General features: G+C 59.7%; 19 protein-coding genes and 1 pseudogene. 9 read left to right on the top strand and 11 right to left on the bottom strand.

The genetic code is table 11. The annotated features are described in order from the left end of the window. Positions 1–31 precede the first annotated feature (31 nt). Positions 32–1,078, bottom strand: coding sequence for a class I SAM-dependent methyltransferase (locus tag ACA053_RS17795; protein ID WP_497312067.1), 1,047 nt, complete (start codon positions 1,076–1,078; stop codon positions 32–34). Positions 1,079–1,573: 495 nt separating this feature from the next. Between ACA053_RS17795 and ACA053_RS17790 the strand changes: the two genes are divergently transcribed. From ACA053_RS17790 to ACA053_RS17780, 3 genes are all read left to right on the top strand, one after another. Beyond that, complete coding sequence (locus ACA053_RS17790) at positions 1,574–2,908, top strand: acetamidase/formamidase family protein (protein ID WP_497393279.1); 1,335 nt, start codon at positions 1,574–1,576, stop codon at positions 2,906–2,908. 144 nt (positions 2,909–3,052) lie between these two features. Continuing rightward, positions 3,053–3,892, top strand: coding sequence for an HvfB family MNIO-type RiPP peptide maturase (locus ACA053_RS17785; protein WP_497393278.1), 840 nt, complete (start codon positions 3,053–3,055; stop codon positions 3,890–3,892). Then, positions 3,885–4,652 (top strand): HvfC family RiPP maturation protein, encoded by a 768-nt coding sequence (locus ACA053_RS17780; RefSeq protein ID WP_497393277.1) that lies wholly within the window; start codon positions 3,885–3,887, stop codon positions 4,650–4,652. The genes ACA053_RS17785 and ACA053_RS17780 overlap by 8 nt, the downstream gene beginning before the upstream one ends. A gap of 118 nt (positions 4,653–4,770) precedes the next feature. Here the strand turns inward: ACA053_RS17780 and ACA053_RS17775 are convergent, their stop codons facing one another. Then, positions 4,771–5,640 (bottom strand): hypothetical protein, encoded by an 870-nt coding sequence (locus ACA053_RS17775; RefSeq protein ID WP_497393276.1) that lies wholly within the window; start codon positions 5,638–5,640, stop codon positions 4,771–4,773. A gap of 282 nt (positions 5,641–5,922) precedes the next feature. Here ACA053_RS17775 and ACA053_RS17770 point away from each other — a divergent pair. After that, positions 5,923–6,096, top strand: a pseudogene (locus ACA053_RS17770) (HvfC family RiPP maturation protein); the annotation flags it as partial. 146 nt (positions 6,097–6,242) lie between these two features. On the opposite strand, the gene ACA053_RS17765 reads toward ACA053_RS17770, so the two are convergent. The 5 genes from ACA053_RS17765 to ACA053_RS17745 form a co-directional block, all read right to left on the bottom strand. Then, positions 6,243–7,190, bottom strand: coding sequence for a phosphatidate cytidylyltransferase (locus ACA053_RS17765; RefSeq protein ID WP_497393274.1), 948 nt, complete (start codon positions 7,188–7,190; stop codon positions 6,243–6,245). Then, positions 7,187–7,786, bottom strand: coding sequence for a lysophospholipid acyltransferase family protein (locus tag ACA053_RS17760; RefSeq protein ID WP_497393272.1), 600 nt, complete (start codon positions 7,784–7,786; stop codon positions 7,187–7,189). Before ACA053_RS17760 ends, ACA053_RS17765 begins: the two co-directional genes overlap by 4 nt. Beyond that, the gene (locus ACA053_RS17755) at positions 7,773–8,405 is read right to left on the bottom strand and encodes a CDP-alcohol phosphatidyltransferase family protein (RefSeq protein WP_497312056.1); all 633 of its coding nucleotides are present in this window, start codon (positions 8,403–8,405) and stop codon (positions 7,773–7,775) included. Before ACA053_RS17755 ends, ACA053_RS17760 begins: the two co-directional genes overlap by 14 nt. 104 nt (positions 8,406–8,509) lie before the next feature. Beyond that, positions 8,510–9,820, bottom strand: a complete 1,311-nt coding sequence (locus tag ACA053_RS17750; RefSeq protein WP_109632784.1) for an ATP-binding protein — start codon at positions 9,818–9,820, stop codon at positions 8,510–8,512. Further along, on the bottom strand, positions 9,817–10,557 hold the full coding sequence (locus tag ACA053_RS17745) for a response regulator (RefSeq protein WP_109632782.1): 741 nt from the start codon (positions 10,555–10,557) through the stop codon (positions 9,817–9,819). Before ACA053_RS17745 ends, ACA053_RS17750 begins: the two co-directional genes overlap by 4 nt. 306 nt (positions 10,558–10,863) lie before the next feature. Here ACA053_RS17745 and ACA053_RS17740 point away from each other — a divergent pair, with 306 nt between their 5' ends. From ACA053_RS17740 to ACA053_RS17730, 3 genes are all read left to right on the top strand, one after another. Then, complete coding sequence (locus ACA053_RS17740) at positions 10,864–11,130, top strand: DUF2790 domain-containing protein (RefSeq protein ID WP_497393271.1); 267 nt, start codon at positions 10,864–10,866, stop codon at positions 11,128–11,130. Between the two features lie 48 nt (positions 11,131–11,178). Continuing rightward, complete coding sequence (locus tag ACA053_RS17735) at positions 11,179–11,433, top strand: hypothetical protein (protein WP_497312054.1); 255 nt, start codon at positions 11,179–11,181, stop codon at positions 11,431–11,433. Between the two features lie 172 nt (positions 11,434–11,605). Continuing rightward, positions 11,606–12,814, top strand: coding sequence for a cytochrome c biogenesis protein DipZ (locus ACA053_RS17730; RefSeq protein WP_497312052.1), 1,209 nt, complete (start codon positions 11,606–11,608; stop codon positions 12,812–12,814). Positions 12,815–12,823: 9 nt separating this feature from the next. On the opposite strand, the gene ACA053_RS17725 is transcribed toward ACA053_RS17730, so the two are convergent. Continuing rightward, positions 12,824–13,816: an AraC family transcriptional regulator gene (locus ACA053_RS17725; RefSeq protein WP_109632775.1), complete on the bottom strand. Its 993-nt coding sequence runs from the start codon at positions 13,814–13,816 to the stop codon at positions 12,824–12,826. Between the two features lie 182 nt (positions 13,817–13,998). Between ACA053_RS17725 and ACA053_RS17720 the strand changes: the two genes are divergently transcribed. Then, positions 13,999–14,268, top strand: a complete 270-nt coding sequence (locus ACA053_RS17720; protein ID WP_497312049.1) for a DUF4242 domain-containing protein — start codon at positions 13,999–14,001, stop codon at positions 14,266–14,268. Between the two features lie 37 nt (positions 14,269–14,305). Then, positions 14,306–15,118 (top strand): class I SAM-dependent methyltransferase, encoded by an 813-nt coding sequence (locus tag ACA053_RS17715; protein WP_497312047.1) that lies wholly within the window; start codon positions 14,306–14,308, stop codon positions 15,116–15,118. 135 nt (positions 15,119–15,253) lie between these two features. Here the strand turns inward: ACA053_RS17715 and ACA053_RS17710 are convergent, their stop codons facing one another. The 3 genes from ACA053_RS17710 to ACA053_RS17700 all read right to left on the bottom strand — a co-directional run bounded on the left by ACA053_RS17710 (position 15,254) and on the right by ACA053_RS17700 (position 17,267). Continuing rightward, entirely contained in the window at positions 15,254–16,180 is a 927-nt protein-coding gene (locus ACA053_RS17710; RefSeq protein WP_497312045.1) for a universal stress protein, read from the bottom strand. Positions 16,181–16,280: 100 nt separating this feature from the next. Then, positions 16,281–16,748: a GNAT family N-acetyltransferase gene (locus tag ACA053_RS17705; protein ID WP_497393270.1), complete on the bottom strand. Its 468-nt coding sequence runs from the start codon at positions 16,746–16,748 to the stop codon at positions 16,281–16,283. Between the two features lie 132 nt (positions 16,749–16,880). After that, entirely contained in the window at positions 16,881–17,267 is a 387-nt protein-coding gene (locus tag ACA053_RS17700) for a DUF488 domain-containing protein (protein WP_497393269.1), read from the bottom strand. Positions 17,268–17,273: the final 6 nt, after the last annotated feature.

The following is a 17,273-nucleotide window of genomic DNA, read 5'->3' as shown; positions in this document are numbered from 1 at the left end:
ACCCGCAAGCCATGCGCCACAGGTCCAGGGATTACTTACGCGCCTCCAGAATCAGGTTGAACGGCGTTTCCGTCGCCCGCCGGAAACTCTTGAATCCGGCTTCGGTAAAGACCTTGCGCAACCGTGCCTCACCCGCCTGAGCGCCGAGCCCGAGGCCGACTTCCTGAGACAGCGAGTTCGGGGTGCAAATGAAGGTCGACGCGGCGTAGAACAGCCGCCCAACCGGGGTGACGTTATCGTCGAGCGAGTCGTTGGCGAACGGTTCCACCAGCAGCACCGTGCCGTCCGGTTTCAGCGCCTCATACGCGTGTTTTGCCGCACCCACCGGGTCGCCCATGTCGTGCAGGCAGTCGAAATAGCAGACCAGGTCATAGTCGTCGCCGGGGAAGCTTTTCGCGGTGCCCTGGAAGAACCGCGCGCGGCCGGAAACGCCGCCTTCTTCGGCGCGTTGGGTGGCGACGGTGACGGACGGTGCGTGGTAGTCGAAACCGACGAACCGTGAGTCCGGGAACGCCTGGGCCATGATCACCGTTGATGCACCGTGACCGCAGCCGATGTCCGCCACTTTGGCGCCGGACTGCAATTTGGCGACCACGCCGTCGAGGGCGGGCAGCCACTCGGCGATCAGGTGCGCCTTGTAACCGGGCCGGAAGAACCGCTCCGTGCCGCTGAACATGCACGGATGGTGATCGCCCCAGGCCAGGGCGCCGTTGCCGCGCATGGCGTTGACCAGTTTGTCCTTGTCATGGAAAAACGACGCGACCACCCCGATACCGCCTGCGATGTAAACCGGCGAATCTTCGATGGCCAATGCCAGCGCTTGCTCTTCGGGCAGGCGGAACTGGCCGCTCTCGTGCTCCATGTAACCGGAAGCGGCGTGGGCGCTGAGCCATTCGCGCAACAGGCGGGGATTGCAGCCGGTCTTGTCGGCGAGTGCTTCGGGGGTGATCGGCTGACTGTCGGCCATGGCCCGGTACAGGCCAAGCTCTTCGCCGAGGATGACGTTGGCAAGCATCGCCGCGCCGCCCATGTCGTTCACCAGTTTGCCCATGAAATCATTGAGTCTGGCCTCGTCCATCACGTGTGCTCCTTCAGCAGGATCACGGTCCAGAGGCCTTGCTTTTCGAGGCGTTCACCCTGGGCGGTGGTCGTGGGAATGAACAGGACGCTCTGCACGTCCTGCGTGCATTAAGTTTAGTCCGAGCCCCGTGCGCCGCGGCCTGGAGCGACGAAAGCCCACATGTGTATGCGATCTCTGGTTTGACGCGGAACCCTGTGGGAGCGGGCTTGCCCGCGATGAGGCCGGCACATCAAGCATATTTGTTGCCTGACACACCGCTATCGCGGGCAAGCCCGCTCCCACAGGGATTTGCGGTGTGTATCGCACTGTATCCAACCGCCGTCCCGATACAGTTCCCCTCAATACCGCGGCACTGCCGAACACAGACCAGATACAAACCTGCGATGAACTGTAAAGGCTGTCCAGTGCCCGGATACCGGGGCTGTCGAGGCACTTTTAGGGTCGTCGCACCAGGCGGCCGTCTTCGCTCGTGACTCCGCCAAGGGGACAATAATGACCACGCTCCTGCCTGAAACCGACCTGAAACCCACTGCCGTCAACCACCTGCGAGTCGATCAGTACACCAACGGCCTCATCGGCCCCAGCCAACCGATGCTCGGACCTCTGGCCGATGGCGGCACCCTGATCACCGGCACGCCGCCGGGCTGCTGGGGTCCGATGATCACGCCGGCCTTTGAGGGGGGCCACGAAGTGACGCAACCGGTGGCCATCACCGGAGCCGAAGTCGGCGACGCCGTAGCGATCAAAATCAAAAGTATGCGCGTCACTTCGCTGGCGACCTCGTCCGGGGTGATGAGCTTCGTGGAGGGGCGATACAACGGCGACCCGTTCGTCGCCAAGTTCTGCTCCAAGTGCGGCACCGACCACCCGGCCAGTCATGTCGAAGGCATTGGCGAGGAGTCGATTCGTTGTAACAACTGCGGCGCCGAAGTCAGCGCGTTTCGCTTCAGCCATGGCTACGTGATCGTGTTCGATGCGCAGAACCAGGTCAGCCTGACCGTCAATCAGGACGTCGCCAACCGATTGGCCGGCAATGCCTCGCAAATGTCAGCCCTGCCGGAATTCGCCGCCCAGCACTCGATCCTGTCCCTGGCCCGCGCCGACATTCCCGGCGTTGCCGCGCACATGCGCCCGTTCCTCGGCAACATCGGTACCACGCCGTCCCGTGACTTGCCCGATTCGCACAACTGCGCCGATTTCGGCCAATACCTGATCAACGCGCCTCACCGTTTCGGCATGACCCGCGAAGAGCTGCACGCGGCCAAGACTGACGGCCACATGGACACCAACTCGATCCGTGAAGGCTGCGTGCTGATCTGCCCGGTGAAAGTGCCGGGAGCCGGTGTGTACATGGGCGACATGCACGCCCAGCAGGGCAACGGCGAAATCGCCGGGCACGCCACCGATTGCTCCGGGGAAACCGAAGTGGTGGTGCAAGTGGTGAAAAACCTGACGCTGGAAGGGCCGATCCTCCTGCAAAACCTCGACGATCTGCCGCCCATGGCGCGGCCGATGAATGCCGAACAGCGGCAGAAAGTCCGCGAACTGGGTGAGCGTTGGGGGCAGCACGACATCGAGCAGAGCGGTCCCATCACCTTTATCGGCAGCGGCGAGAACCTCAACGTCGCCGTCGAGAACGGTTTGAAACGCGCCGCTTCGGTCACCGGCCTGCCGTATGACGAAGTGCTCAACCGAGCGACCATCACCGGCTCGATCGATATCAGTCGCTTGCCGGGCACCGTCCGCGTGACCTTCCTGTGCCCGATGGACGTGCTCGATCGCATCGGCATCGGTCATCTGGTGCGCGAGAAATACGACCTGGCGTAACGCCTGCCAAAGGGTCTGTACCGAAGTGTGTACAGACCCGCTGGCGATACAAGCGCTGCGATTTTCTGCCGCTGCGCAACACAGCCCCGATACACCGCTTGGGTTAACTGTGATTCCGAACTGGCAACCTTCGAGATCGACATCATGCAGACCTCCATCACCTCAGCGAAAGCGACCGTCGGGCTTGGCTTGCGTCGCGGATTAATGAAAGACCTCCAGGCCGCCCGTACCGGCGATTTCGATTTTCTGGAAGTCGCCCCGGAAAACTGGATCGGCATCGGCGGTGCCCACGGTCATGCGTTGCGTGCCCTGGCCGAGCGTTTTCCGTTGTCCTGCCACGGCTTATCGCTGTCGCTGGGTGGACCGGCGCCGCTGGACGTCGGGTTTTTGCAGGAAGTCCGGGGGTTCCTCGATCACTACAACGTGCCGCTGTACAGCGAGCACCTGAGTTATTGCAGCGATGACGGTCATCTTTACGACCTGTTGCCGTTGCCGTTTACCGAAGAAGCGGTGCATCACGTTGCCGCTCGAATTCGCCAGGCCCAGGACATTCTCGGTCGGCGCCTGGCGGTGGAAAACGTGTCCTACTATGCCGCACCCCAGCAGGACATGGACGAAGTGACCTTCACCAACGCGGTCCTGCGTGAAGCCGATTGCGACCTGTTGCTGGACGTCAACAACGTCTACGTCAACTCGATCAACCATGGGTTCGATCCGCAGGACTTTCTGGCCGGCATCGATTCGGGCCGGGTGGTGGCGATGCACGTGGCCGGGCACTTCGATGAGTCCGATACGTTGAAAATCGACACCCATGGCGCGTCGGTGAAACCAGTGGTGTGGTCGTTGCTGGCCCAGGCTTACGCCCGGTTTGGCGCACAACCGACGCTGCTGGAGCGGGATTTCAACTTCCCGGCGTTCTCCGAACTGGTGGCTGAATTGCAGACTATTCGCCGTTTGCAGGCTGAGGGGGTGAACCGTGGTTAAACACTCGTTGCATCACCAGCAATCCACACTGGGCCAGTACCTGCGCGATCCCGATCACTGCGCGCCACCGGCCGGGATGAATGTGGCGCGGGCACAGGTTTACCGCGACCTGATTTTTTCCAACCTGTCGTTGTTGCTCAGCGGGACCTTTCCGGTGCTGATCAAGATTCTCGGTGATGAGCACTGGCGTTCGCTGGTGCGAATCTTTCTGCGCGACTACCGCGCGCGCACCCCGAAATTCGGCGAAATCGCCCAGGAGTTTGTCGAGTTCCTGGCCTCCGGACCGCAGGCGTTAGGTGAGCGCGAGTGGCCGCCGTTCATGGTGGAACTGGCGCATTACGAGTGGGTTGAAATGGCATTGCAGCAGTCCGAGGCGGAGCCGTTGGCGCCGAGTGATGTGGCGTTGATCCTGGAGCGACCGCTGCAGGTGTCGCCGCTGGCCTGGCCGTTGGCCTATGCGTGGCCGGTGCAGCTGGTGGGGCCGGATCATCAGCCGGACATTGCACCGCCTCAACCCACCTTATTGTTGGTGCGTCGGGCCGAGGACTGGAGTGTGAAATTTTCCGAGCTGAGCCCGTTGGCGTGGCGGTTGTTGCAGCGGATCGAGGAATTTCCTGAGTTGGACGGGCGGGCGCAGCTGGAAGGGCTGGCGGTGGAAGCGGGGGCCGCTGGGTCCCCAGAATTTATGGAGGGTGGGGCGGCATTGTTGCGGCAGATGCAGGAGGAAGAAGTTCTGGGTTACTCGTTTTCACGCGAGTGAGAACGATCATTTAACAACATTAACTGGAAAGTTAATGTTGTTAAATATTTCGTTTAGCCTCTAAGCATGCAGTAGATTTTTGAAGAGTAGATATGGTTCTTTGGTTGTGTGCGGTGCTTTACAAAGCGAAACACAGCGTGTTTGGAAAATCATAGCCGACTTCGCGCAAGTCTCTGAAGTCGCATACTTTGCTGGTGTGTGAGATTACGGTAATTTTTACTGTTTTCGTTTCAAGGTTGTGATTGAATTCAATAGTCGCAGAACCTTCGGAGAGTCCATCTTCTACTGTAATTACTGTTGTTCCCTCGGGGTAGAGGTTTGCAGTATTGTTGGTTAATGAAAAAAAGCCTCCGAACTTTCCCATGCTGTCAATTGGTAAGCTACTGATCTCCGTCAGTGTGCCTCCTATTAACTGGTAGATGGGGTTGGGAAAATACAAGTTTACATTCTGCAAGAATGAAAACATTTCTGTATTTTGGATTGTTATTGAGTTTGATCCTTTGCTGTATTTTCCTTCTGTAATCGCGTATTCGTTTTCAGTTATATAGTGCGTGCTATGTCGGCTTTCCGGGATTTTTTTTTGTTCGTGATGCTCTAAAGATGAGTCTTTAATCATAAGCATTACGGCGCCGACGATGTCCTCGTAAAGGACATAGGAGCATTTAATCGTTCCATCTTGAGTCGAAGAGCTGTAAGTGATTTGGTCGCCCTGTTTTGCTAAGTCGAATTGGCAGTTGGTTGATGTTGCTTCTAATAATATACTTTGGGATATCGGTATGTAGCCGATTCGAGCATTATATTTGTCCTTGCGAGTGCTGGTGCTCAGAAGGCCGCCACCAACGCCAATGCCCCATTCATCGATAATTTCATATTGAATACCCTCGGGGAAAAGGAGCTTTTGATAGAGAGGAGGAGTTAAGGAGAGTTTTTCATTAGATTCCCAATTATAAATACCAAAGCTGGTTTGGGCTGAGGCAACAACTTCCATTTTTTTGCTCATTGTTTTCACCAAGTGCGTAAGATGTCAGTGTAGAGGGGGTGCGATTGACTCTTGTCGATAATAGAATTGCTTGTTGGTTGAGGGGTATCAACTGTCAGAAATTACAGTTCCGACGAACGGTAGGTGCGAAGTCGACTTATTCGAATTCGCTTTTCAACCGTTGCTTCCTTGCGCTGTTGATGGCTGCTACCGCGCATAAAGGAACTCGCGGAGGTCTAGTCGGGGCCGGTAGTCACGCTTACTTAAGGCATCTGACATGGGAGGGGCGCGTTGGCGTGGCGGTTGTTGCAGCGGGTCGAGGAATTTCCCGAGCTGGACGGGCAGGCGCAGCTGGAAGGGCTGGCGATGGAGGCGGGGGCTGCTGGATCGCCTGAGTTTATGGCCAGTGGCGCGGCGTTGTTGCGGCAGATGCACGGGGAAGGGGTTGTTGGCGTAATTGCCTGACCGAATGCAATCCCCCCAAACACCACTTGACCCTGTGGGAGCGGGCTTGCTCGCGAAGGCGTCGTGTCAGGCAACATCACTGTCGACTGACACACCGCCTTCGCGAGCAAGCCCGCTCCCACAGGTTTAGTGGTGTGAATGGATATTTATGTGGCGGAGAAGAAATATCGCGTCAGGTGAAAGAAGATCGGCGCCGCAAAGCAAATCGAATCCATCCGATCCAGCATGCCGCCATGCCCCTTGATCATGGTCCCCCAATCCTTCGCGCTCAGGCTGCGTTTAATGGCGGACATAACCAACCCACCCAGAAAACCCATCACCACGATCACCAGCGACATCAGCAGCGACTGCCAGAAATTGAACGGGGTCATCCAGAACATGCACCCGCCAATCAGCGTCGCGGACAGACCGCCACCGACCAAGCCTTCCACCGTTTTCGACGGACTCACCAGCGGTGCAACCTTGTGCTTGCCGAAGAGCTTGCCGAATACGTACTGCAACACATCACTCAACTGCACGACGAACACGAGATAGAACAGCAGCAGCGCGTTCTGCCCCTTGAAGCCTTCCAGGTCCAGCAGCAACAGAGCGGGTGCGTGGCTGATGCAGTAGACGCAAATCATCACCCCCCACTGGATCTTGGCTGCCCGTTCCAGGAACGCGTCGGTGTCCTGGCTCAGCACCGCAATCGCCGGCAACAGCAGGAACGCGTACACCGGAATCAACAGGGTGAACAGCGAATACCAGTGGGTGCCGATCAGCACGTATTGCAGCGGAATCAGAATGAAAAACGCCGAGAAAAGCGCGTTATGGTCGCCAAGCCGTGTCGGCGTCAGGGTGATGAATTCCCGGAGCGCGAACAGTGAAATGAAACCAAACAGGATGACCGTCGCGTTGCCGCCCAACAGGTAGGACACGAAGAAGATGATGACCATGCCCCACCAGGCATTCACCCGCTGGTTGAGGTTTTCGATGGTCGACATCGAGCTTTCTGATTTAGCGCGCCTGGCCAGAATCCGGCCGATGATCGAAGCGATCGCCAACAGGACGGCAATGGCGCCGAAGAACCACAAGAACTTTTGGTCAAGATTCATTCCGCCAACCTCACAATCGCTTCACGCGCCCGATCCAGAAACACCTGTTTTTCCTCGCCACTGATCCGTGGCAACGGGTCGCCGATACGGATCGTGCAGATGATGGGCAGCGGGACGTGTTTGCCTTTTGGCATGGAGCGATGCAGGTTTTCCAGGTAAATGGGCACCAGGTCGACCTCGGGGAATGTCTCGGCCAAGCGGTACAGACCCGATTTGAAAGGGCCGGGCAACGCCTCGCTGCCGCGCGTGCCTTCCGGGAAGATGATGATCGAATGGCCGGCACGCACCACATCGAAAATCGGCTCTAGCACATTGACGCCGGGCGCCGGATTGCGCTCGATCAGCACCGCATTCAGGCCTTTCTGCGAGATGTACGACAGAAATTTGTTCTTCCCCCAGTAATCAGCGGCGGCGACCGGTTTCACGTTCACCCGGGCTTCCGGTGGCAGGGCGGCGATGATCGCCAGGGTGTCCATGTGACTGGAGTGATTGGCGAAATAGATGCGCTGGCGTGTCAGGTCCGGCGGGCTTTCCCATCGGGCGGTGACGCCGATCAGGAAGCGAAGAACAGAAATCAGCGCGTTACTGATCCACATGAGCATTCCCCTTGAGCTGGCGCGAGATGGCCAGCGTGCGCGTGACGCAGGTCGCGGCTGAACCGACAGCGATGACGACCAGCGCGATCAACAGCACGTAGTGAGTGGCATAAACGCTGGCTTCGACGGCATTCAACAGAAGGGCCACGGTCATCACGGCCATGCGATGCTGCTTGGCCATGGGGCCGATGAAGCTTTGCTTCAGGCCAATCGAGCCGCCGAACACCCTGACATACGCCGTCAGTGCCGCGGCCAGCGCCGCGAACCAGCCAAGATCGGCGTAGCCGATGGCATACCCCAGCGCGACGATCAGCAGGCTGTCGGCAATGCGGTCGGGGAATTCGTTGTAGAGGCTGCCGATGTCGGATTTCTTGCCGCCCTCGATCGCTACCATCCCGTCGAAGAGGTTGCACAGCAGGCGCAATTGAATGCCGACAGCGCAGAGGATCGAGCCGATGAGCCCGTTATCAATATTCAATGCCACCGCCCCGGCGAGCGCAAAGGCGATGCTGGCGACGGAGATCTGATTGGGGGAGATGTTTCTTTTCACCAGGAGGTCGGTGATGTGTTTCGCCCAGCCCGCAGAGCGCGTCTTGATGGGCCTTCTGTTGTCATCCATTCGCCAATATCCATATAAGTGTCGGTTTCTATCGGGTGCGCCACCGCCGCGTGTGACGCGACGGTGCCGACAATATAAAGGCTTTCCTTGGCCTTTGGGTCTGTTTACTGACTGCCTGGTCGTACCGGCAGCTTCAACTCCGCACACAACCCGCCGCCTTCACGATTGCTCAACGTCAACGATCCCCCGAGCGCCAACGCCAATTGCTGTGCAATCGCCAGCCCCAGACCGGTGCCGCCGGTGCTGCGGTTGCGCGAATTCTCTACCCGATAAAACGGTTCCATCACGTGGGCCAGTTCCTCTTCGGCAATGCCCGGCCCGCGATCCATGACCTTCACCGACAGGCTGTCTTTTTTCGCTTCCACCTTCAGTTCAGCGGCCCCGGCGAACTTCAGTGCGTTATCCGTCAGGTTGACCAGCACCCGCCGCAAGGCATGCGGCCGGATGTCGATTACCGCGCCACATTTGCCACTGAGCTGCACGTCCTTGCCCACGTCCTGGTAGTCAAACACCAGGCTGTCGAGGAACGAATCCAGGTCGGTGCGGCGGCTTTCTTCGGTGGCGCCGTGCACGCTGCGGGCATACGCCACGCCTTCGCGCACCAAGTGCTCCATCTCGCCGAGGTCACTCCACAATTTGTCTTTCTCGATGCAGTCGTCCATGAATTCGGCGCGCAGTTTCATGCGGGTGATCGGGGTTTGCAGGTCGTGAGAAATCGCCGCCAGCAGTTGCATGCGCTCCTTCAGGTACGCGGCGATGCGCGCCTGCATCGAATTGAAGGCGATGGCGGCGTGGGCAACTTCGGTCGGGCCTTTTTCGTCCAGGTGCACCGCGTGGGCGTTGGGATCAAGGTTGTCCACCGCCTCGGCAAGGCGGGTGAGGGGGCGGATAGCGATTCTGACGGCCAGCCAGGTGCAGGCGATCATCAGCGCCAACTGACCCAACAACACGATGGGTAACCACGGCGACAGCGCCACCATTGCCGGACGCACATCGATGGTGACGGGGCTGCCGTCCGCGAGTTTAAGGTGGACCTGGAAGTGCTTTTGCGGGCCGGGAATGTCGGTCACAGTCATCGGGTAATCCTTGCCGATGGCGTCTTTGATCGAGGTCATCGCGATGGGCATGTCTTCCATGCGGGTGCCCGGCGACCCTTCATTGAGCAGATAACTGTAATTGCGACGGTTCAGTTGTTGCAGCCAGCTCATGCGTTCTTCGGCCGGCAAGCGGTCGAGGATGGCAATGGAGGTCGAGACGTCGGTTTCGAGGTTGCCGAGCATGGTGTTTTTCGCGCTTTCGTAACGCTCGTAATACTGCGCGCCGAAGGACAGCGCCTGCGCCAGGATCAGGCAGACCAGGAAGATCAGCGACAACCGTGAGGCGAGGGTGCGTGGCCAACGAAGCGACAGGTTCATGACGGCGCACCGAGCACGTCCACCGGCAGCGAAAACACGTAGCCCTCACTGCGCACGGTTTTGATATAGGCCGGTTCGCGGGCATCGTCCAGCAAGCGCTGGCGCAAACGGCTGACCAGCAAGTCGATGGAGCGATCAAACAGATCGGCGTCGCGGCCCTGGGTCAGATTCAGCAGTTGGTCACGATTGAGCACCCGTTGAGGGTGATCGAGGAATACTCGCAGCAACCGATATTCCGCGCCGCTGAGCGCGACCATGGTGCCGTCTTCATCCAGCAAGTGCCGGGCCGAGGTGTCGAGGCGCCAGCGGCCGAACGCCAGCAGGCGACCGCTTTCAGTGACTACCAGGTTCGGCGGCAGCATCCGCGTGCGGCGCAGTACGGCGTTGATCCGTGCGAGCAATTCACGGGCGGCGAATGGCTTGACCAGGTAATCGTCGGCGCCCATTTCCAGGCCGATGATGCGGTCGGTTTCGTCGTTGCGGGCGGTGAGCATAAGCACCGGCGTGGCCTTGTGTTTGCCGGCGCGCAACTCGCGGCAGAGCATCAGGCCATCGTCGCCCGGCATCATGATGTCGAGCACGATCAGGTCCACCGGCGTGGACTCAAGGAAGGTGCGCATCTGACGTCCGTCGGCGACGACCGTGGTGCGCAGGCCGTTCTTCTTGAGGTAGTTGCCTACCAGTTCCCGGATCTCGCGGTCATCGTCCACGATGAGAATGTGATCGACGTGTTCCATGGGGCCAAGCCTCTATCAATGGGGGATGTTGCGCAGTCTATCGAGCCTTTGCCTGCTCGCCCGCAGCCCTTTGTATTGCAGTGTATCTGGCGTGGCAGCGGATACACGCGAACGCAAAAATACGATTTTCCGGGGGTTTTGTATCGCTCTGTATCAGGGGCCGGCTTTGATACGTACCGATTTACACGGGTCTGTTTTCGACACAGACGAGATACCTCGCGAGCTTCTAATGGGTTCCATCGAGGCAACCCACACCGCCTCTTCTCAATTGAACGATCTACCCATTGAAGCCTTGAGGAAATCACCATGAACTCCAAAGCCATCTACGCCGCTTGTTTGTTTGCCGCCCTGAACATCTGCACCTTGTCGGCCCGCGCCGAAGCTGCCGATGTCAGCGCCAAAACCTACACCTACGGCACCCACCTGGACATCAAGAAAGTAGTGTCGCTGAAAGAGGACGCCGCGCCTTCCTGCGGGATTGTGAATGCCCAGCTGACCTACCTGGATTCCCAGCAGCACACCCAGGTGCTCGATTACCGCAAGTTTGCTGACGGCTGCAACGCGGACAACTGAGTTCTTCGCTGACCGATTGCCAATCCCCTTTGAAACAGGAAGAACACCATGAACAACGTCACTCGCTATTTGACCGCTGTTGCTTTCTCCGTAGCCGGTGCGGCGGCCCATGCCAATGCCGCGGTTGAACAGAAAAGCTGCGGCAGCGCGACCTGCTTCCAGCTGACGCCGGTGGCGGAGCAGGGCGGCCATGCCTTCCTGGCCGAGGACGGTGCAAGCCGTACGCCGCAGGGTCAGCTGGTTGCAGAGAACGGCGCCAGCCGGACGCCGCAAGGGCATTTGCTGGATAACCAGACGGCCTGAAGCCCGAACACTGTTTTGAGCTCACCGCCAATCCCCTGTGGGAGCGGGCTTGCTCGCGAAAGCGGAGTGTCAGTCGACATTAATTTTGAATGTACTGGCCTCTTCGCGAGCAAGCCCGCTCCCACAGGGGATGGGTGGTGTGTCGTCACTCTCTATTTTCAAGGTGATTACCATGTTTCTCATCGCTTTCCTGGGCGGCATATTGACCGTCCTCAGTCCCTGCATCCTCCCGGTCGTGCCGTTTCTGTTCGCCGGTGTCAAACGCACACGTTCCTCGATCCTGCTCACCCTTGGCGGCATGGTCCTGACCTTCGCCCTGATCTCGAGCCTGGCCGTGGTCAGCAGCGAATGGGTGGTGCAAGCCAACAACACCGGTCGCCACGTCGCGCTCTTCGTGATGGGGTTGTTTGCCCTGTCGCTGATTTCCGCCCGTGTCGGTGACTGGATGGCCCGTCCCTTCGTGGCGCTGGGCAATCGCCTCGACCCCGACACCCGCAAAATGTCCGGCCCGCTGGGTTCGGTCATGATCGGCGTCGCTACCGGCCTGCTCTGGGCACCGTGTGCCGGACCGATCCTCGGCGTAATTCTCACCGGCGCCATGCTGCAAGGCGCCAACGCCCAGACCAGCCTGTTGCTGTTGGCGTACGGCCTGGGTAGCGCGTTGTCGCTGGGCACCTTGCTCTTCGCCGGTCGCGGCCTGGTCAATCGCTTGAAAGCCTCGATTCCGGTCACCGGTTGGCTGCGTCGTGGTGCCGGTGTTGCCGTGCTGGCCACCGTGGCGGTGATTTCCACCGGTGCCGACCGGACACTGTTGGCCAGCACCTCGTCCGAAGGCGTCAGCAGCCTCGAAAAAGGCGTGATGGAAACCGTGCCGAAAGTCGTCGATTACTTCGTCAGCAAGGTCAAGGCCGACTCCATGGACAACGCCCAAGGCCCTATGCCGTCACTGTCCGGTGCCGTGCAATGGCTGAACTCGCCAGCGTTGAGCAATGACTCGCTCAAAGGCAAAGTGGTGTTGGTGGACTTCTGGACCTACGACTGCATCAACTGCCAGCGCACCTTGCCGTACGTGAAGGATTGGGCGAAGAAGTACGAGAAGGATGGCCTGGTGGTCGTCGGCGTCCACACCCCTGAATACGGTTACGAGCGCATCATCGACAACGTCAAGGATCAGGTCAAAGAGCTCGGCATTACCTACCCGGTGGCCATCGACAACAACTACGCGATCTGGCGCGCCTTCGACAACCAGTACTGGCCCGCTCACTACCTGATCGACGCCAAGGGCCAGGTGCGTTACACCCACTTCGGTGAAGGCGCCTACGAAACCCAGGAGAAAATGATTCAGCAACTGCTGGAAGAGGCCAAGGCACCTTCCGCGTAACCCGCGACATCAATGGCTCACAGGCTGCGCGCCGTGGGCCATTGGTTTTTTCTCCTGATTGCGCCGCCAGGCTGCCGGTGGTGCTCCGTACTCTCGACGAAAGGCCCGGCTGAACGCCGTGTCGGTCTGGTACCCCACCTCTTCGGCAATCCGCATCAACGAACTGTTACTGCTGCGTAACAGGTTGGCCGCGAGCAACATCCGCCATTGCGTCAAATACTGCATCGGCGAACTCCCCACCAATTGCGCAAAGCGCTCCGCCAATACCGACCTGGACGTGCCGGCGGTCCGCGCCAGTTCATCCAGGGTCCAGGCGTGACAGGGTTTTTTGTGCAATGCGTTCAGGGCGGCACCGACAATCCGGTCGCTCACACCCGCCAGCCATCCGGTCCGGCCTTCACCGTGCTCGTTCATGTACAGGCGCAGCACTTCGATGAACAGCACCTCGGCCAGTTTCGCCAGCACACCTTCGCCGCCGGGCCTGGGTGAGCGTGCTTCGGCCAGTGCATAACGGACGGAAGATTCCAGCCAGATACCCGCATTCGAGCCACGCACATTGACCCGGACCACGGCCGGCAACCCGGTCAGCAACATGCCCGCCAACCGCGTATCGCACGCCAGATAACCGCACACCAGACGCGTCACCGCGCCTCCACCGCCGTAGCTCAATTGTCGTGGACGGCGCGCCAGCACCACGTCCAGGCGCTTGCCGGCGACCGGCGTCAGCCCGGGTTGCGAACTCATGCGATGGGCGTCGCCCTGAGGGAATACCACCACATCGCCAGCGGTCAGCCGCAGCGGCGGAGCGTTGCCCATCTCGACGTAGCATTCGCCTTCGGTGATCAAGTGAAAGATCACCACCCGCTCGGCGCCGGGCTCCAGAAACGGGGCAGCGGTGTCGGCACTGGGCGACTGGTAGCACCAGGGCGCCGTGAACCTGGCATTGATGAAAATCGCACCGACCAGGCGGACGACGCGCAGGGTTTGGGACAGGGCGTCCATGGTGGTTTTCCGTGCGGCTGGGGCTTCCTGATTGTGAGCGTGTCGCCTTCGAACGTGCATTCTCCGGACGATCGGACAGAGTTGCCCGACGATCGGGCAGGACGCCAGCGTGGCGCAGAGCGATAGTTTGCCTACAGGGCCACTGCCGACCCTGTCATCAATAACAAGAATGAGAGGTTGCCATGCCGAAGTTCGTCATAGAACGCGAGATTCCAGGTGCTGGAACACTGTCAGAAAGGGATTTGAAAGCGGCTTCGCAAAGGTCCTGCCGGGCGTTGCGCGATTTGCCAGAGGTGCAGTGGCTTCAGAGTTATGTCACGGGCGACAAGTTGTACTGCGTGTACATCTCGCCGAGCGAAGCGCTGATCCAGGAGCACGCCAGGCAGAGCGGATTCCCGGCCAACCGAATTTCCCAGGTCACCAACATTATCGATCCGACCACGGCGGAATAAGCCGGGACAGCGTTCCAATCCTTACGGAGCAGAATTAATGAGTACCCCCCTTGATCTCATTGCCCTGAAAAACCGCCAGATGGCCTCTTGGGCCAGCGGTGACTATGCCGTGATCGGCACCACCTTGCAGATTGTCGGCGAGCAACTGGCCGAAGCCTGTGACTTGCTCTGCGACGAGCGTGTGCTGGACGTGGCCGCCGGTAACGGCAATGCGACGCTCGCTGCTGCACGCCGGGGCTGCAACGTCACCTCGACCGACTACGTGGCGGCGCTGCTGGAGCGCGGCGAAGACCGGGCCCGGGCCGAACGCCTGGAGGTGACCTTTCAGGTCGCCGACGCCGAGGCGCTGCCGTTCGAAGACGCCAGCTTCGATGCCGTGCTCTCGACCTTCGGTGTGATGTTTACGCCGGACCAGGCCAAAGCGGCTTCGGAACTGGCCAGAGTGTGTCGCCCCGGCGGCCGCATCGGTTTGGCCAACTGGACGCCGGAAGGCTTCGTCGGCCAGATGTTCAAGACCCTGGGTCGGCATCTGCCGCCACCAGCAGGCGCGCAACCGCCTTCAAACTGGGGAACCGAAGCCTGGTTGCACACGCACTTCGATGAGCGCGACTTCCAGGTCCAGGTGACGCGCCGTACTTTCAACTTCCGCTATCGCTCGGCGGCGCACTTCATCGACACTTTCCGCACCTGGTACGGCCCGGTCCACAAAGCCTTCGCGGCGCTGCCTCCCGAAAGTGGCCAGGCCTTGGAAAGCGACCTTGCCGGACTGATCAACAAGATGAACAGGGCGGGAGAGAAATCGCTGGTGGTGCCGAGTGAATACCTCGAAGTGGTGATCACCCGGCGCTGACCCGGCAGCACACACAACCTCTGTGGGAGCTAGCCTGCTAGCGATGGCGGAGTGTCAATCGACAATGATGTTGCCTGGCACTCCGCCATCGCTAGCGGGCTAGCTCCCACAGGGATATGTGGTGTGTTCAAGGGCTCACTCATCCACCCGCTCGGTGTACACCACCCACACGCTGCACGGCATTTTGTACAGCAGGTGCTCCACCGTGCTGCCGATCAACCGACCCAAGCCGCGATGGCCGACCCGGCCCATGACAATCACATCGACGTCATAGGCATCGGCATAACGAGTCAATACCTTGGCCGGATTGCCCATGATCATGTGCCGCTGCTCGGGCGCGATGCCGTTGCGCTCGGCCAATTCGTTGAAGGCGTCTTCCTGGTAGTCGAACAGGGTCTTGGCCTTGCCCGAATTGAAAAATGCCGAACCGTTGTCGAAGCCGAATTCGTCGGCGCTGATGGATGACAAGTCATAGGCGTACACCACGTCCAGCTCGGCGTTGCAGGCACTCGCCAGTTTCGCCGCTTCGTGAAGGATCCGGTCATTGAAGGTTTTGTAGTGATCATCGCGATGGAAAGGATCGACCGCTGCGACGATCCGGCGTGGCAGGGCGTGAATGGCATGGCTGACGAAATGCAGCGGCACCGGGCATTCACGCAGCAAATGCACATCGAGCGGAGTGAACATCAGCCGCGACAGCAGCGATTCGTGCTCCAGTGCCTTGATCAGCACATCCATCGGCTGCTCTTTGAGGTGAATCAGGATTTCTTCCAGCGGCTTTTCGACCCATGCCACCTCGGTGGTGACGTGGACCCCGATCTTGCGCAAGGGGCGGGCCTGCTCTTCGAGCCATTGGCGGTGTCGATCGACGTAGCCCAGGCGAATCTGTTCCAAGGCCTTTTCGTTGACCAGGCTCGCCGTGGCCAAACCTTCCAGGTAATCGAAAGCCACGATGTGCAACGCCGCGTCTTCAGCCTTGGCCAGCGCCGCGGCCCTGTCGAAGGCGGGGCTGTGTTCCATCAGTGGCGAGGCGACCAGCATGAAGCGTGATTGACCAGACATGGCGAACCTCCCGTGGATGAACGAAGAGACAGCAGTCATTCAATCCTTGAGTATTGACCATGATCGAGATCCCGTCCGTCAGCGCGGCGCAGGTTGGGGTTTATGACGGTCGCAGGGCGGGGAGGCGCCTTTCCATTATTAGGGTGCGCTCGGCACCGTGGAATTCATCGCGGACCTTGCGAAAGCCCAGCTTGAAGTAAAAGGCTTCTGCGGTGATGGAGGAGGGGACGCGCAAGACCTCGATTTTCGCTTCGGTGGCGATGCACTCTATGGTTGCCATCAATTGCCTTCCGAGGCCGCGTCCTTGATGGGCGGGGTCGACAAATACGCTGCGCACCACATCGCGATCAAGGCTGGCCGTGGCCACGACACGATTTTCGATCGTTGCGACGAAGACCTGTCGTTGGCTCAACAACGTGCGAACGGATTCGATGGAAAAGCTCTTTTCCACCTGCGCGATGATGTCGGGGGAGTAGTCCTGGGCGTTGGACTGGCGTAGCGACTGGATGATGACCTGGCTGATGGCGGGTGCGTCTGCTGGGGTGGCGGGCCGTATTTGCGGTCTCATAGTGGTATCTCAATCCCTTGAACACTCAATTCCCCCTGTGGGAGCGGGCTTGCTCGCGAAAGCGGTGCATCAGTCTACAACGATGTATCGGACACGCCGCCTTCGCGAGCAAGCCCGCTCCCACAGGGGGAGCTAGGCAATCTTGGCGCCGCGCGCTTCAAGCAGCTCGCGCAATACGGAACGGTGGCAATGCGCCTCTTCCTCGCAATAACACCCGACCGCCAGTGAGGTTTGATGGGAGAGGGCGGCCAGCAGATCCAGCAACTGACTGGGCGCCGAGTGGTTCATTTCGGCCTTGAACTTGCGCCGAAAGGCCTCCCAGGCTTTCTTATCCTCGGCGGCTTTGGCTTCTGCAACCAGTTCGGCGCTGGGCGACAGCAGCGGCTGCCACACATCATAAAAATCCCGACTGGCAAACTCGGCCTTCGGTACCCCGCGAGGTGGGCGGCGTACCGTGCCGATCCGCAGCCCTTCATCAGGCAGGCGGGGTGAGCCAAGTCTTACGATATGGATCGCCATACCGCG

The organism is Pseudomonas sp. LBUM1672, assembly GCF_059695655.1.
Note: the sequence above shows the minus strand (reverse complement) of the source record. Positions and strands in the feature narration are given on the sequence as shown.

Coding starts and splice junctions, on each gene's coding strand:
- ACA053_RS17795 (WP_497312067.1), bottom strand. CDS start 1,078: ATGGACGAGGCCAGACTCAATGATTTCATGGGCAAACTGGTGAACGAC.
- ACA053_RS17790 (WP_497393279.1), top strand. CDS start 1,574: ATGACCACGCTCCTGCCTGAAACCGACCTGAAACCCACTGCCGTCAAC.
- ACA053_RS17785 (WP_497393278.1), top strand. CDS start 3,053: ATGCAGACCTCCATCACCTCAGCGAAAGCGACCGTCGGGCTTGGCTTG.
- ACA053_RS17775 (WP_497393276.1), bottom strand. CDS start 5,640: ATGGAAGTTGTTGCCTCAGCCCAAACCAGCTTTGGTATTTATAATTGG.
- ACA053_RS17765 (WP_497393274.1), bottom strand. CDS start 7,190: ATGAATCTTGACCAAAAGTTCTTGTGGTTCTTCGGCGCCATTGCCGTC.
- ACA053_RS17760 (WP_497393272.1), bottom strand. CDS start 7,786: ATGTGGATCAGTAACGCGCTGATTTCTGTTCTTCGCTTCCTGATCGGC.
- ACA053_RS17755 (WP_497312056.1), bottom strand. CDS start 8,405: ATGGATGACAACAGAAGGCCCATCAAGACGCGCTCTGCGGGCTGGGCG.
- ACA053_RS17750 (WP_109632784.1), bottom strand. CDS start 9,820: ATGAACCTGTCGCTTCGTTGGCCACGCACCCTCGCCTCACGGTTGTCG.
- ACA053_RS17745 (WP_109632782.1), bottom strand. CDS start 10,557: ATGGAACACGTCGATCACATTCTCATCGTGGACGATGACCGCGAGATC.
- ACA053_RS17740 (WP_497393271.1), top strand. CDS start 10,864: ATGAACTCCAAAGCCATCTACGCCGCTTGTTTGTTTGCCGCCCTGAAC.
- ACA053_RS17735 (WP_497312054.1), top strand. CDS start 11,179: ATGAACAACGTCACTCGCTATTTGACCGCTGTTGCTTTCTCCGTAGCC.
- ACA053_RS17730 (WP_497312052.1), top strand. CDS start 11,606: ATGTTTCTCATCGCTTTCCTGGGCGGCATATTGACCGTCCTCAGTCCC.
- ACA053_RS17725 (WP_109632775.1), bottom strand. CDS start 13,816: ATGGACGCCCTGTCCCAAACCCTGCGCGTCGTCCGCCTGGTCGGTGCG.
- ACA053_RS17720 (WP_497312049.1), top strand. CDS start 13,999: ATGCCGAAGTTCGTCATAGAACGCGAGATTCCAGGTGCTGGAACACTG.
- ACA053_RS17715 (WP_497312047.1), top strand. CDS start 14,306: ATGAGTACCCCCCTTGATCTCATTGCCCTGAAAAACCGCCAGATGGCC.
- ACA053_RS17710 (WP_497312045.1), bottom strand. CDS start 16,180: ATGTCTGGTCAATCACGCTTCATGCTGGTCGCCTCGCCACTGATGGAA.
- ACA053_RS17705 (WP_497393270.1), bottom strand. CDS start 16,748: ATGAGACCGCAAATACGGCCCGCCACCCCAGCAGACGCACCCGCCATC.
- ACA053_RS17700 (WP_497393269.1), bottom strand. CDS start 17,267: ATGGCGATCCATATCGTAAGACTTGGCTCACCCCGCCTGCCTGATGAA.